At 61.6% G+C, this 12,895-nt stretch carries 15 protein-coding genes and 1 tRNA gene; 12 read left to right on the top strand and 4 right to left on the bottom strand.

All coding sequences use genetic code 11. The features are described from left to right. The first annotated feature begins 376 nt into the window (after positions 1–376). The 6 genes from AKG11_RS03760 to AKG11_RS03735 all read left to right on the top strand — a co-directional run bounded on the left by AKG11_RS03760 (position 377) and on the right by AKG11_RS03735 (position 6,377). A complete protein-coding gene (locus AKG11_RS03760) occupies positions 377–1,363 on the top strand; it encodes a hypothetical protein (RefSeq protein WP_156334057.1) in 987 nt (328 codons plus the stop codon). 15 nt (positions 1,364–1,378) lie between these two features. After that, positions 1,379–1,981 (top strand): hypothetical protein, encoded by a 603-nt coding sequence (locus tag AKG11_RS03755; protein ID WP_050742992.1) that lies wholly within the window; start codon positions 1,379–1,381, stop codon positions 1,979–1,981. An 18-nt stretch (positions 1,982–1,999) separates the two neighbouring features. Further along, on the top strand, positions 2,000–2,284 hold the full coding sequence (locus AKG11_RS03750) for a hypothetical protein (protein WP_050742991.1): 285 nt from the start codon (positions 2,000–2,002) through the stop codon (positions 2,282–2,284). 29 nt (positions 2,285–2,313) lie between these two features. Then, entirely contained in the window at positions 2,314–2,604 is a 291-nt protein-coding gene (locus tag AKG11_RS03745; RefSeq protein ID WP_050742990.1) for a phage tail assembly protein, read from the top strand. 168 nt (positions 2,605–2,772) lie between these two features. Then, positions 2,773–5,274, top strand: a complete 2,502-nt coding sequence (locus AKG11_RS03740; protein WP_050742989.1) for a phage tail tape measure protein — start codon at positions 2,773–2,775, stop codon at positions 5,272–5,274. Next, the gene (locus AKG11_RS03735; protein ID WP_050742988.1) at positions 5,274–6,377 is read left to right on the top strand and encodes a phage late control D family protein; all 1,104 of its coding nucleotides are present in this window, start codon (positions 5,274–5,276) and stop codon (positions 6,375–6,377) included. Before AKG11_RS03740 ends, AKG11_RS03735 begins: the two co-directional genes overlap by 1 nt. Before the next feature lie 157 nt (positions 6,378–6,534). Here the strand turns inward: AKG11_RS03735 and AKG11_RS03730 are convergent, their stop codons facing one another. Then, positions 6,535–6,888, bottom strand: a complete 354-nt coding sequence (locus AKG11_RS03730) for a hypothetical protein (RefSeq protein WP_050742987.1) — start codon at positions 6,886–6,888, stop codon at positions 6,535–6,537. 163 nt (positions 6,889–7,051) lie between these two features. Here AKG11_RS03730 and AKG11_RS03725 point away from each other — a divergent pair, with 163 nt between their 5' ends. Then, positions 7,052–7,735, top strand: coding sequence for a hypothetical protein (locus AKG11_RS03725; protein WP_050742986.1), 684 nt, complete (start codon positions 7,052–7,054; stop codon positions 7,733–7,735). Between the two features lie 243 nt (positions 7,736–7,978). Here AKG11_RS03725 and AKG11_RS34380 read toward each other — a convergent pair whose 3' ends face one another. Then, positions 7,979–8,386 carry a hypothetical protein gene (locus AKG11_RS34380; protein ID WP_156334055.1) on the bottom strand — a complete coding sequence of 136 codons (408 nt, stop codon included), beginning with the start codon at positions 8,384–8,386 and terminating at the stop codon, positions 7,979–7,981. A 28-nt stretch (positions 8,387–8,414) separates the two neighbouring features. Here AKG11_RS34380 and AKG11_RS03710 point away from each other — a divergent pair, with 28 nt between their 5' ends. Together AKG11_RS03710 and AKG11_RS03705 are read left to right on the top strand one after the other, a co-directional pair. Beyond that, on the top strand, positions 8,415–8,975 hold the full coding sequence (locus AKG11_RS03710) for a hypothetical protein (protein WP_050742983.1): 561 nt from the start codon (positions 8,415–8,417) through the stop codon (positions 8,973–8,975). Between the two features lie 111 nt (positions 8,976–9,086). After that, the gene (locus AKG11_RS03705) at positions 9,087–9,653 is read left to right on the top strand and encodes a hypothetical protein (protein ID WP_050742982.1); all 567 of its coding nucleotides are present in this window, start codon (positions 9,087–9,089) and stop codon (positions 9,651–9,653) included. Positions 9,654–10,337: 684 nt separating this feature from the next. On the opposite strand, the gene AKG11_RS03700 is transcribed toward AKG11_RS03705, so the two are convergent. Then, complete coding sequence (locus tag AKG11_RS03700; protein WP_050742981.1) at positions 10,338–10,781, bottom strand: hypothetical protein; 444 nt, start codon at positions 10,779–10,781, stop codon at positions 10,338–10,340. Positions 10,782–10,909: 128 nt separating this feature from the next. Beyond that, a tRNA-Pro gene (locus AKG11_RS03695) sits at positions 10,910–10,986 on the bottom strand. A 316-nt stretch (positions 10,987–11,302) separates the two neighbouring features. On the opposite strand from AKG11_RS03695, the gene AKG11_RS03690 reads away from it, so the two are divergent. Genes AKG11_RS03690 through AKG11_RS03680 form a run of 3 tightly spaced genes read left to right on the top strand, consistent with a single transcriptional unit; the run spans position 11,303 to position 12,836 of the window. After that, on the top strand, positions 11,303–12,187 hold the full coding sequence (locus AKG11_RS03690) for a tyrosine-type recombinase/integrase (RefSeq protein WP_050742980.1): 885 nt from the start codon (positions 11,303–11,305) through the stop codon (positions 12,185–12,187). Positions 12,188–12,245: 58 nt separating this feature from the next. After that, positions 12,246–12,488, top strand: a complete 243-nt coding sequence (locus AKG11_RS03685) for a hypothetical protein (RefSeq protein WP_050742979.1) — start codon at positions 12,246–12,248, stop codon at positions 12,486–12,488. A gap of 3 nt (positions 12,489–12,491) precedes the next feature. Beyond that, positions 12,492–12,836 carry a hypothetical protein gene (locus AKG11_RS03680; RefSeq protein WP_050742978.1) on the top strand — a complete coding sequence of 115 codons (345 nt, stop codon included), beginning with the start codon at positions 12,492–12,494 and terminating at the stop codon, positions 12,834–12,836. Positions 12,837–12,895 lie beyond the last annotated feature (59 nt).

The following is a 12,895-nucleotide window of genomic DNA, read 5'->3' as shown; positions in this document are numbered from 1 at the left end:
TCAGCGGCCTTCGACGGAGCTGTGGGAGGTTATCCAGAGCGCAGGGCGCGTTCTCGCCGAACGCGCTTCTGCCGGCGAGGCCGAGCCGGCGAAGCCTTTCGAGGGTGATGACGTAACGAATGCGGCGCGAGCTGCGGCTCTTGTCGACCTTTCAGTCTCCTCGATCACACGCGCGGCACAGGAGGGTGTGCCGTGGGCGAAGCAACCCCGTGGCTCTGGCTCCCCTTGGGTCATATCTAAGTCGCTCCTTCTTGCAGCATTCGGGCGCCGGGCATAGCCGGCGCCTGCACGATTTGCACGACCGCTTGCACGACTTGCAAAGCCTGCTCCGCGCAAACCGCGATATTGTTTGCCCGTTCAACGTATGGGGGCCAATGTGCTTGTATTCACCGAACGTCTTCTCAACATCCTCCCGCCGAAGGGGCGGGCGAAAGCCATCATGCTCGACGAGGAGCGAGCCGCCGCCAGCGCTGTCGTGAAAGCAGCATTGAACGATCTGGAAGCAGGATGGCAGCGCCGCGATGAGATCGAACAGAAGCTCGTCCTCGCGCGCCAGCATGATAGAACCGGCACTGTCAGCCTGGCACGCATGCCGCTCGACAGGTTGCGAGCGATGCTTTCCCGTTCTGAGGAGGAGCCCGAGGTTCACCCGCTTCTCGTAAAAGCGGAACTCGAAATCAGGGAACGGCTCCAGCCTCGCCTTGATCGTGCATCGGACGCATTCCAATCGTTCGCTGTGGTTGGTGATATCGCGCAATGGTTGGCCGGCGCAGCCGAAGCTGGCGTGCGGTTCGTAGATGCGCCCGAGGTGAAGCTCCCGGCGAAAGCTGTGCCGGAAGAGGTCGAGCGCGTCCGCTCGAAGATCGCTGCGATTGAGGCCGCCATCAACGATACCACCTTCGCGCCGCTGCCGCTCGCGGATGTCAAGGAAGCTATTGTGCGCGAGATCAGCGAGATCGCAGCGAAGGGCCAGCCCAGGGTCTGCTACAATGATCGTCGCTCCTCTCCCCTCAAGCTCGGTGAGGCGCTCGGCATCAGCAATTCCCCGGCCGGCCCCAGTACGGCTGCAACGCTCGTTTGGGCGATGCAGGAGATCATAACCGAGCGGGCGCTCTCCCTCGTAGGCGATATCGAGCCGGAACGCGCGCTCACCAATGCACAGCGCGACGCCTTGCTTGAGCAGTTGGCAGCCGAGCGCCTGGAAGCGGAACGGAACGAAGAGGCCGCCATCATGGCCGCCCATGCCGCCGGCATCGCAATCGCACGCCGCCGTGAGGCCGATCCCCGCGCGGTCCTCGGCATCAAAGACGTATCTGGCCGGTGGCGCACCCGCGCCGATGTCGGCCTCGACGACGTTGCCTGATAGGAGATTGATGCCATGGTAGAGAACGCCGATGCCGAGTTGATCGATAGCCTTGCAAGGTTCCTCGATCAGCACACCAATCTCCCCGAAGAGGCCTGCCGCACCTTGATCCGCAACGCCGCCGCAGGCCAGCCGATCTCGTTGCCGGATGCCTACGACTTCGCAGGCGAAGTCTTGCGCGCAAAGCTTGATGTCCTTCTCACGGCGTTGGCACCGAAAGCAGCAAAGCCGCATCCCGTTGTGGTGCAATCTGCCCCGGCACTCGCAACCCCGCCCGCTCAAGCCACTCCGCCCGATAATGCGTTGCCTGACCTGACGGGCGAAGCTCGCGCAGCGGCGATCAGGGCCATGGCTGGCTCCGATCTCTCGGCTATGGCCGAGGTTCTGATCGCAGGCAGCGCGAGCGTGAGCGATGCCCACGCCGCATTCAAGATCGCGCGGTCGCAGCAACTCCGCCCTTCCCACATTCCGAGTATTGCAGAGCGAGCCGCCAGCCAGATCGAGATGGGGCCTGCCGATTTTACCGGCTTCACCTCCGCCGCCGACCGCAAGGAGGCTGGCTGGAAAAAGGCGTTCGCTAAGGCTGAGACCAGCCCGAGCGCCCCCAACATTGTGTGATCAGAAGAGGAATTTTTGATGCGAACCCAAGGCTTCAACTTCCCGGCGTCGAATTCGGAACGCCCCTACGTCCAGATCGCCACCGACTGCTCTTCGCTGGAGCTCCATTTCCGAAGCAACGGCTCCGGCCGACTGGTTGTCGGAAGCGATCTGCCGGCCGCCACCTCCAATGATTTCGTCGTCGTCCGCGCCGGCATCGAGCCGCTCAGGCTGACTGGTTTGGCTGCCGAGGACAAGGTTTTCTTTCAGCCCGGTGGGACCGGAGAAGTTTGCATCACCGCACTCGTCGTCGACGCCGAATAAGCGCGGCCCTCAAACAAAAGGAACCCATCATGTCTGCACAGACCACCACCTACACCCTCAAGCATCCGATCACGGTCGATGGCGAGGCCTATGTGACGATCACCATCTATGAGCCGAACGTAGCCGCCCTTGAGGCCATCGACGATATCGGAATTGTCGAGGAGGAACGCCCCCGCATCAGGCATCTCCGCTTGGTGCTCGCCGCTCTCACCCGCATCCCGAACAAGGTCATCGGTGAGTTGCACCGCAGCGATTTCGAAGCGCTCGTGGAGATTGCTGTCCCTTTTCTGGAAAGGCAGGAGGCCCACTCGGTTCAGTGATTTTTGAGCTGATCGGCTGGTGGCGGGAGAGCGGTGACACGGTGACTGCTGATGTCGCCCACTTTCTCGCCACGCCGGTCAGTGAGGTGCGTGCAATGCCGCTCTCGCAGCTTTTCCGCATGCACCGCCAAGCAATCAGGATCGCGCGACTGACGAGGCGCTAAACCCATGGCAACGCTCACTTCCTCTCTTGTTGTACGCCTTCTCGATCAGGCCACTGGCCCCGCCAAGGGCATCGCGCGCTCGATCCTCGGCATTCAGGACGCTACGAACCGCGTCGGCCGGGTTGCCTTTGGCGACCGCCTGCGAACGGCGATAGACGCCAATAACGCCGCTCTCGATCGAGCGCGCGGGCAAGTGATGGATACGGTCGCCTCGTTCTACGTCCTCAAGCAGGCGCTGTCTGCGCCGATCACGGCGGCCACTGGCTTCCAGACGCAGCTTGAGGACATCGCGCAGAAGACCGGCTTGGCAGGAAGGGGCATCACTGATCTCGGTAAGGATGCCCGGCGCCTTGTGGGGCTGACCAACCAGAGCCTCGGCGAAATCACCACCTCGATTGACTTCCTGGTCGGTATGGGCGCGCAGATCGGTGATGCGGTCAGCATGAGCAATCCGATCGGCAAGGCGGCCACCGCTTATCGAGCCTCGGCCGAGGATTTGGCGAAGGCGTCGTTCGCAGTCGCCGACAATCTCAAGGTTCCGGCTGCCGAGATCGAGAAAGCCCTCGATATCATGGCCCAGGCCGGCAAGGAGGGCGGCTTTGAGCTTCGCGACATGGCGCGCGAATTCCCCGCCATCACCGCCGCCGCGCAGGCCATGGGCATGCAGGGCACCAAGGCCGTCGCCGATCTCACCGCCGCCCTCGAAGTCGCCCGCAAGGGCACGGCAACCGGCGCCGAGGCGGCGAATAACATGGCGAATTTCATGCAGAAGATCGTGTCGAAGGACACGATCAAGAACCTGCGGAAGTTCGGTGTCAACGTCCCGAAAGAGCTGGAGAAGGCGACGAAGGCAGGCGTCAGCCCGATCGAGCACATGCTCGGCATCATCGACAAGGTGACGGAGGGCGGTAAGGCCGACAAGATCGCGCAAATCTTCGGTGATAAGCAGGTTGTCGAATTCATCCGGCCTCTGCTTGCGAACATGGAGGAATATCGCCGCATCCGAAAGGAGGCGATGGCCGCCCAGGGCGTCGTTGAAAAGGACTTTGCTTCCCGAATGCAGACCTCCGAAGAGCGCTCGAAGCGCCTTCGGAATTCAATCGAGTTGCTCAACGTCTCTGTCGGCAATGCCCTTCTGCCGTCGATCACCCGGATCGTTGACCAGATCGGCACCTTCGCCGCCAAGGTGGAGAAGCTGACGGATGCTCACCCCGATCTGATCCGCAACATCATCGGTGCCACAACGGCTGTAATCGGCTTCCGTGGCGCCATGGTGTCCCTCAAATGGCTCGGACTGATCGGCCGAGGCAGTGTCCTTTCTGTCCTCGCCTTCGGCTTCAACACGCTCGGCAGGGCCATCATCGGGGCGACGAATGCGGCGAAGAATGCCACCGGCTTGCAGGCTGCGCTGGCGGGCATGTCTGGGGCGAAATATTCCCGTCTCCAGAAGGTTGCAGACGGGCTCAAAGCCATTGCGCTCGCCATCCCCGGCGTCTCGGGCATCAGTGGCGCCCTGTCGGGCATCGGAGCGGCGGTCGCCGCGCTCTCGGCTCCGGCGCTCTTCGGCGTCGCACTCGCGGTGGCTGCCGTGGCGGGGGCTGGCTTCCTGCTCTGGAAATATTGGGATCGGGCATCGGCGGTCTTCTCCGGTGTAGCCCGCGCCATCGGCGATAATCTTGCCCCGGTGATCGATGCCGTCAAAGAGAAATTCCAGAACATGTGGAATTCCGTCCGCGATAGCGTCGGGGACGTTGCCGAATATTTCGGCGCCGACGCAGAAGCGGCGAAGGCGGCCTTCGATCGCATATTCGATTTTTCGGCGATCAAGCAGAAGATCAGCGAATTCTTTTCGTGGCTCGGATCGTTCTTCCAGCAGGAGGTTTTGACCGACGAGCAGAAAGCCTCCCTCGAAGCCTCCGCTTATGACGTGACCAATCGGATCATCAAGGGGTTCGCCACCGGCACCCAAGCTCTCTTGCAGCTCGGCGCCGACATGATCCAGTCCTTGTGGGACGGAATGCTTACCAAGGTCGATGAGCTGATTGCGTGGGTGAAGACGATCCCCGAGAGGATCGTCGCCGCCGTTGGCAAGATCGATCTTAGTAACGTCGTCTCCCTCGGAGGGCTGTTTGGCGGCGGCGGAAGCGAAGGTGGCTCGCCGCCTGTGGACGGCGCCCGCGCAGCCGGCGGCCCGGTGAAGGCCGGCGGCACCTACCTCGTCGGCGAGGAAGGGCCGGAGCTATTCCAGCCGAACCAGAGCGGCTCGATCTGGCCCAATAGTGAAACCATGGCGGCGCTCCGTCAGTCCAGCGCAGCCGACGCCGTGTCCGGCGGCGGCACGGCAGACAGGCGGCCCAGCAGTGTCGTGATGCACATCAACCCCGTCGTCCACATCAACGGCGTGCAGGATATTCGCGGCGCCGCAAGGGAGATTTCGCAGATGCTCTCCGATGAAATTCGCCAGAACCTCGACGCCACCTTCGCTGACCTGGGAGTTCGCCGCTAATGTCGAAGCGCGCCATATTTTCCGTGAGCGCTGATGGTGCGGATATCACCGGCAATCTGCGCCCTTACGTAATCTCTATCCGGGTATCGGATCGCGCCGGAGCGTCCAGCGACGCGGCAACGATCGAGCTGGACGACAGGGAAGGACAGATCGTTTTTCCCCGCCCCGGCGCTCTGATTTCGATTTCTCTCGGATGGGAAGGCGACGGGATCGCCGTCGTCTTCTCGGGGAAGGCCGATGGCATTCGCAGTCGCCGCTCACGCGGCCAGGGTCAGACCATGACCATCACCGCAAAGGGCATCGATAGCGCCGGCTCGCCGAAAGCGCCGCAGCAACGCCATTTCGATGACACGTCGATCAAGGACATGCTCACGAAGGCGGGAAAGGATGCCGGCGTGACCGAGATCAAAGTTGATGACGAGTTTGCGTCGATCATCAGGCCCTACGAGGCGATGGACGACGAAAGCTTCATCGCGTTCGGCCAGCGCCTGGCGAAGGAGTTGGGTGGCACCTTCAAGGTCAGGGGAGCAACCGCTGTGCTGGTGAAGCGCAGTGGCGGAACCTCGCCGTCCGGCGCATCCCTTCCGGTCGTCAATGCCGCTGTCGGCGACAATCTGCACTCCTGGGATATAGAGCCCTTCATCGGGCGCCCGCGTTTCAAGAAGGCGCGAGCGCGGTACTACGACCAGAAGGAAGCGAAATGGAAAGAGGTCGAGGTCGAGACCGAAGTGGAGGGCGAAGCACCCACGCTCGTCGATCGCTTCGCCGTCGCCGACGAGGATCGCGCGAAGCAGGAGACGGGCAGCCGCAAGACCGACATCGAGCGAGCCGGCGGCGAAGGTACGGTGGTTATCGAGGGCAATATTGCAGCCTGCGCCGAGGGCACTTGCATCGTCTCGGGCGCCCGGCCGGGTATTGACGGCACCTATCGCATCGACAGCGTTGATCATGAGTACAGCCGGGGCAGTGGCTTCACGACGAGCCTTACCCTGAAGCAGCCGCACGGCGATGCCGGCAAGGACAGTCGCTCCACCAAAAGCAGAACCGGATCGCAGGCAGGCGAGCAAGACTTCTCGCTGCCCGCTGATCCTGAACTCGGGTAGCGGTTATCCACAGGGAAGTAATCCCTAAAAATCCAGAAAATCTGCAAGGGCGGGGCATCGACCCCGCCTTTGTCATTCCGGGCAATGGATTAAATCCACAACCCGGATTTCCGCTCACTGGCCCCCCTCTGGACGATGCCAGAGGGGTTCCTGCCATTTAAATGCCAGCCGGAAGCATCGTCGCCACGATGCGGGATGCTTCCGCCTTGATGCCATCGTGGAAATCATAATTGATCTGCCCTTGCGTAAGCAGCATCTCCACCTTGATCACCAGCTCAAGGGCATTTGCCGGCGCGGCGGTGTGGACCTCATCTTCCAGCGCTCGGCACGCATCGTGGAGTGTGTCGATCGTTTCCGACAGGTCGCCGGCACCGCCCGCCTGGGCGTTGGCTTCCGCATTGGCGAGGCTCTCCATCTCGGCGCGCAGCTTTCGCCAATCGGTCAGCCGGGAGGCGAAAAACGGACTTACTTTGTGGTCGGCGGGGGGTGTGATAACGACGGCATCAGCCATTCCGTGATCCTCCTAGATCATGGTTTCGGTTAGGGCCGACGCGGAGCGTCACCTCCTGCGTCGGCCCGTCTGCGTCTATAAGTTGTTAAAATTTTAGTCAACTTCATTGATCCGGCACCTCCCGCACGGCCAGTTCTTGCCCTGGCTCGATGCAAAGTTCGGGATGAGTGCAGACACCGCGAATAACTTCATGCGGGTCGCAACGGTCTATGGCGACAAATACCGAACCGTTCGGGATTTACCCCCCACGGCTCTCTATGAGCTTGCCGCTCCGAAGACGCCGCCGGAGGTGCGCGAGGAAATCGAGCGCATGATCGAGGCGGGCGAGGTCGTGACGAAGGCGACCGTAGCCAGGCTGCGGGCCGACAAGGCTGCGGCGCTTGCCTCTTACGCGAAGCAGGCCAAAGACGACGAGCTGATGAAGCGCGCCACCCGCATCAGGGATCGCGCCATTCGCCGCGCCGGGGAGCTGCTCAAGCAGATCGAGCCGCAGAAGGGCGGAGATCGGAAGTCGGGCCAATATCAAAAGGGGGGCACATCCCCTTTGATTACGCGGAAAGAAGCCGCAGAGCATGCGGGCCTGTCCCCCGACCAAGCCAAACAGGCAATCCGCGTCGCCAACGTCCCCGCCGCTGAATTCGAGCGGCAGGTTGAAAGCCCCAAACCGCCGACGATCACCACGCTCGCGGAACAAGGCGTTCAGAAGCGCGATTTCGATACGAAGGCCTTGACTTTTTCACCCCTCCGATGGATTGGTTACGGAAATCCTCGCCTGGCGTCCGCAAGCTGGCGGCGAGGTCATTCCTTCGGGGATGCGGCGTGGCATGGCGCGGAATGGAACGGTTAGAGCAAGCAGAGCTTCTCGCTTGCTTTCCCTTCAATTCTATGGAGACAGCTATGCCCCAAATCTCAAGTTCTATTCGCCGTAAGCTCGCTCGTGCCGGCTTCGTCCTCAATAAGTTCCGTGGTCGCAACCCGAACGATTACCGTTTCGGCGGCTATATGATCATCGACGCTGAGACCAACGCAGTTGTCCAAGGTGCCTATCCGCTTCCGTACAACCTGACGCCTGATGACGTTCGGGAGTTCGCTAGAGAGATCGCGAAGGCCCCTGCTTAGCCGTTTCAACCACCGCCTCGCGCAAGGCGGCTTTCGTCGGCTCCTGCCCCTTATCAAGCCGGTCATTGAGCGTGCGCCGCACGATGCCAGGATTGGCCTTCTCCGCGTCGCGGATGGTGCGGGCTTCGTGGACCTGCTTGCGCGACAGGCCGAGTTCGGCGGCCGTAGCTGGACGAACATCGTTCCCAACCGGAACGATGTCGGAGCGAACGGATGCGGTCGCAATCTCACCCCTTTCTTGCGCCGCGTCATATTCATCGGCCAGCCGCCTTTTGGCGGCGGCCTCGATCTCCAGCGCGTCGGCCTGCGCGCGGTGCGCCTTGGCGATCGGCTCAATTCCGTGAGTTCCGGTTGCAACTATTTCGTGTGCATCTAACACACGGTCTCATCAGCAACGGAGACCAGACATGGCAAAGCAAATGCACCCCGCCGACGCCGCCGACCGCGCCAAGATCGCGAACGCGACGCATTTCAACGTCCATCTTCGCAAGGGGCCGACCGAGAAGATCAATCAGGAAGCGCCCACGCTCGCCGAGGCGGTCAAGATCGTCGACGCGCTCAATGCCGAGAGCCGCAAGCCGGCGATGATCTATGCCATCATGCCGGAAGGCACGACGGTATTTGTCCCCGCCGACATGGCGGCGGCGGCACGCGACGGCGCCCCGCCGGCCAAAGCCGAGGAGTACCCGGCTCCCGCACCGAAGACCGAGCGCAAGCCGGGCGGCAAGCGCGCCGAGGCGCTCGAAGCCGCGCAGCGCGGCGAACTGCCGGCGGCACCGGATTTCAGCGCCGCAACCCACAAGCCTCACCGGAAGAAGCTCGAAGCGGTCGTCGCCATGGTGAAGGCCGGCGACATCGAGGGCCTGAAAGCCTTCGAGATCAAGCCGGTATCGTCCAGCCCGCGCGCTATAGCGCGCTACCGCGACCTTGCTGTCATTGCCCTCGAAGCGTGTTCCAGATCGGCTTGACCACCCAACTGCGGTGTGACAATATTCCTATCTCTTCGACAGTCCATCGAAGGGCTTCTCCTTGAGGCTAGAGTGCTGGAGCGCTCTAGCCTTTTCATTCGGCGAGGTCACATGCGCGTCGAAATCGTTTCCAAAGACAATGTCCTCTCCCGCTTCGCCAACCAGATCGGCGCTGTCGGCGAAGAGAAGGGCCGCAAGGCTTTAGCTCGAGCCGTCAATCGCGTGACGACCACCGTGGAAGGGCGCGTCGTGCGCGCCATCGGTAAGCAATCCTCCATCCCTGCCAAGATCGTTCGTACACAGATCACCAAGAAGCTCGCAGCGCACAAGGGCGGCGGAGCGATCGAGGGCCATGTCATCGCATCAGGCAGCCCATTGCCTCTCAAAGTGTTCAATCCCAAGCAGTTCTCCTGGGGTGTGCGGGCGAAGGTGTGGGGGCAGATGCAGCGCTACCCGTCGCACTTCATGCACGGCGGCCGATGGAACTCGGGCAAGCTCATCGCAGGCGGCCATGTCTTTGTCAGGACGACGGCCAATCGCCTGCCGATCGAGAAGCAATTCGGCCCGTCCGTTCCCGAGGAGATGGTGCGCGATGAAGCTGCTCGCGTCTTCCATCAGACCGTTGAGACCATGCTGCCTCAGCGCGTCGCGCACGAGCTGTCCCGCCTGCTTCCCTGATCAGCATCATTGCGGGCCTCCGGCAGCGCCCGAAAGGGCTTTAGGTACCTTTGCTGCCTGCTCCCCATGCGGCTCTTCGGAGGCCCGATCCTTGCGTCTATTTTAAAATTTGAAATTCGCTGTTTGCTTTGGTTTATATTCCTAACAAGCCATTGATTTGCGAGGAATAGGATGAAAATCCTTTCGAAAAGAGGTTGGCTGAACGCAGCTTGCCGCGATCCCCGGCTTGAGCCTCGGCATTTCCGCGTTGCGGCAGCGATATGGGCGCGGTCGGACGGCAAATGGCGAGCGCAGGTCAACCCGGCGCATCTCTCCGCGCAGACGGGCTTGGGGCAATCGGAATGTGCGCAAGCTGTGCGGCGCCTCACGTCGGCCGGCTATCTGCGGCTGATGGAGGGCGGCCAGTTCAGGGCGGTGCTGATCATGCCAGATCATCTACCGGAGAAGCAGCGAGCGCCCGCCCTGTCCCCTGTTGCGGCCGATGCCGTGATTGCGCCCTCGATCGGAGATAAATGCCTCCCGCTTCTGCGAGCTGTGAAGGACTTGGCGAGCAGGACGAGCGCGGGGCGCTTCATTCCTTGGCGGCAGGTCGTCAAAGAGATGGGCATAGAGCCGCCCAGGGCGGGCGAGAGCGGCCAAGAGCGCCTTTGGCGGCTAGATGCCGCCCGGAAGCGCTTCGCGCGCCTACGGGCCGCCTGCTTGGATGCCGGCGCGATCGAGGTGGATCAGGCGCGCGGCGTGCGGCTCACCGCAGATGGAGAATTCGCGGTCGCGACTTTTGCAATTTAGCTTGCGTATCTCGTTGCCGGCCAGCAAAGCCGACTGGTTGTCAGCGAGGCCAGCCTCTTTGGCCGCCTCTTTCGCCTCGTCGGACAATCCGGCAACCTTTACGGCGCGCGCTATACTGTCGCGTGGTACGCCGATCTCCCGCGCCGCCTGGCGGATGCCGCTTGCCTTACCGCGCCCTCCTTTGGATACCGGCGCAAGTTGCGCAGGTTTCGAGTGCTCGTTGCCTGCCGATTGGACCTGTCGCTTCTCCTCGGTCAGCTTTACCCACTTCGCGAGAAGCTCGCTGCGCTCCAGAGCCGTGATCTCGCGGCGGTGAAGGTTCTCGGCGATCTCGGCCATGGTGCCGATATCGCGATGAGCATTTTGGCGGCAGCTTATTATTTGCTTATTTTCCCACGGAAAGTTTCACGAACGCGAAAGGCCGCCCGAAGGCGGCCTTGTAAGTATTTGATATACTTAGGTTCGAATGGTCGGAATGGCGGGATTCGAACCCACGACCCCTTGACCCCCAGTCAAGTGCGCTACCGGGCTGCGCTACATTCCGGACCGCGGAAACCCCTATAGTCTCAACGTTTTGGATGCAAGCCCAAAAAACTGCAAAAGGAACAAAAGTGGAAAAAAGTCTCCCGGTGGGAGTTTCGCGGACCGAAATTCACACGGAAAACGCCACGGATGTTCCGCCTGTGTTCCGTGCAATTTTCCGGCGAACTGTCCGCTTGGGAAGCTACTGGTTAGGCCGCCTGAACAAGGGCTTGGCTGTAAAACTCTGAAATTCTGCCGGACGCAATATCAAAGGCTTGCCGGCAAAATGTAAAACTCAAATTTCTACCGTTCGTTGAATTTCGATCAAGGAGGCCATTATGGATGCGCCCTTCCGCCGGCAGCACGACGGCCACTATGGCATCATACACCTGAGGGCCAGCAAGACATTCCGGGAGGCAGCGGAGAGCTTCGTCGAGAATGGCGGCAGCGGGCGGCATCTGCCTCGCGTGGTCGAGTATTTTGGCGACCGGCCGCTGACCGACATCGTGCCATTCGACATCACCGAAATGGCCCTGGCGCTCTATCCGGACCAGAAGAACGCGACCCGCAACCGTCAGGCCATGGCGCCGGCACTGGCGGTCATGCGACACGGCTATGATCGAGGATGGTGCGGATACATCCGCATAAGGCGGTTCAAGGAGGAGCGCCCAAAAAGAAAGGTGCCGGCCCAGAAGGCATGGCTCCACGCATTTTCCCGCCAATGCCGCAAAGACGGCCTCGACAATCTCGCCGCCCTGGTTCTCTTCATGGCAACCTGCGGCGCGCGCGTGACGGAGGCCATCAACGTTCGCTGGCGCGATGTCGACACAGCACGCCGAACCGTCCTTCTGAGAAAAACAAAGACGGATACAAACTCCAGCCGCGGGCTGACAGGCGAGGTTGCCGACAGGATTGCCGCCCTGCGCGGTGCAGCCGGGCCCGATGAGCGGGTTTTTGGCTATAGCAGCCGCCAATCCGTCAACACCCGGATAGCCGCGGTCTGCAAGCGGGCCGAGATCAGCTACAAGTCGAGCCATGCCTGCGGGCGGCACACCTTCGCGACAAGCGCGATAGAGATGGGGCTGGATATCAGGACGACGATGGAAGTGGGCGGCTGGAGGAGCTCGGCCGTCTTTCTGGAGACCTATGTCCATGCGCCCGAAAATGCGGTCCGCATCGTCGCCGATCAGTTCGGACGGTATCAGTTCGACGCCGATATTTAAGCCCTCTTGTTCTCACTCCGTTCTGGTTTATTTTACGGGGTCACCGATGGAGGATTAGATGGCACAAACTGGAAAATTGATTGTCCTCGCCGCCTATTCGAAGACCGACGACGGCGACCTGCTGCCCGCATTCGAACCGCGACAGATCGAAACCGAGGAAAAAGCCATGCGGATTGCACGCACAATGGCAGGGGAATATGCGGGAGTCATAGCCTGGAGCCGCGACGCGGATATCGCCCTTGGCGACTACGGCCCGCCGACAATCCTATTCCAAAGCGGCGATCTTCCGGACATGGAATAGACAGTGGCGGAGTGGCAGCGGAAATACCAATGGGTCCTCACCTGGCCCGGCGAGGAGACGGAAGACTGGTCCGCCTTCCACGATGGCCTCTATATCGGCCGCGTATCACGAGACCGGACAAGCATGAAGAAGGGCACGTTCTTGTGGTCGGGAGGATGTTCGGGCTGGCCAGGGTTTCAGCGGCCAATGCCACACAGCGGCAGGACGGTCGAGACGTGGGAAGCCGCGAAGGCAGTCGAAGACTGGTATGACGAGGGGCTGGCGCGCAGCGGGGTGCGGCCGGCAATGGTCGCCCAGCGTATAGGCCCGCTGGATGAGGACGGATTGCCGCTCTGGCTGAGGGGCTGAACGCAAAAAAGCCCCTCCATCCCCGAAGGGACAGAGGGGCGATAGACTCCGCACTATTC

It is taken from the genome of Shinella sp. SUS2, assembly GCF_001262505.1.
Taxonomy (GTDB): domain Bacteria; phylum Pseudomonadota; class Alphaproteobacteria; order Rhizobiales; family Rhizobiaceae; genus Shinella.
Note: the sequence above shows the minus strand (reverse complement) of the source record. Positions and strands in the feature narration are given on the sequence as shown.

What these genes read in the sequence shown, in the direction of transcription:
- AKG11_RS03690 (WP_050742980.1), top strand. Translation starts at nt 11,303, where the DNA reads ATGGATGCGCCCTTCCGCCGGCAGCACGACGGCCACTATGGCATCATA.
- AKG11_RS03700 (WP_050742981.1), bottom strand. Translation starts at nt 10,781, where the DNA reads ATGGCCGAGATCGCCGAGAACCTTCACCGCCGCGAGATCACGGCTCTG.
- AKG11_RS03735 (WP_050742988.1), top strand. Translation starts at nt 5,274, where the DNA reads ATGTCGAAGCGCGCCATATTTTCCGTGAGCGCTGATGGTGCGGATATC.
- AKG11_RS03755 (WP_050742992.1), top strand. Translation starts at nt 1,379, where the DNA reads ATGGTAGAGAACGCCGATGCCGAGTTGATCGATAGCCTTGCAAGGTTC.
- AKG11_RS03710 (WP_050742983.1), top strand. Translation starts at nt 8,415, where the DNA reads ATGGCAAAGCAAATGCACCCCGCCGACGCCGCCGACCGCGCCAAGATC.
- AKG11_RS03730 (WP_050742987.1), bottom strand. Translation starts at nt 6,888, where the DNA reads ATGGCTGATGCCGTCGTTATCACACCCCCCGCCGACCACAAAGTAAGT.
- AKG11_RS03685 (WP_050742979.1), top strand. Translation starts at nt 12,246, where the DNA reads ATGGCACAAACTGGAAAATTGATTGTCCTCGCCGCCTATTCGAAGACC.
- AKG11_RS03705 (WP_050742982.1), top strand. Translation starts at nt 9,087, where the DNA reads ATGCGCGTCGAAATCGTTTCCAAAGACAATGTCCTCTCCCGCTTCGCC.
- AKG11_RS03740 (WP_050742989.1), top strand. Translation starts at nt 2,773, where the DNA reads ATGGCAACGCTCACTTCCTCTCTTGTTGTACGCCTTCTCGATCAGGCC.
- AKG11_RS03725 (WP_050742986.1), top strand. Translation starts at nt 7,052, where the DNA reads ATGAGTGCAGACACCGCGAATAACTTCATGCGGGTCGCAACGGTCTAT.
- AKG11_RS03745 (WP_050742990.1), top strand. Translation starts at nt 2,314, where the DNA reads ATGTCTGCACAGACCACCACCTACACCCTCAAGCATCCGATCACGGTC.
- AKG11_RS03750 (WP_050742991.1), top strand. Translation starts at nt 2,000, where the DNA reads ATGCGAACCCAAGGCTTCAACTTCCCGGCGTCGAATTCGGAACGCCCC.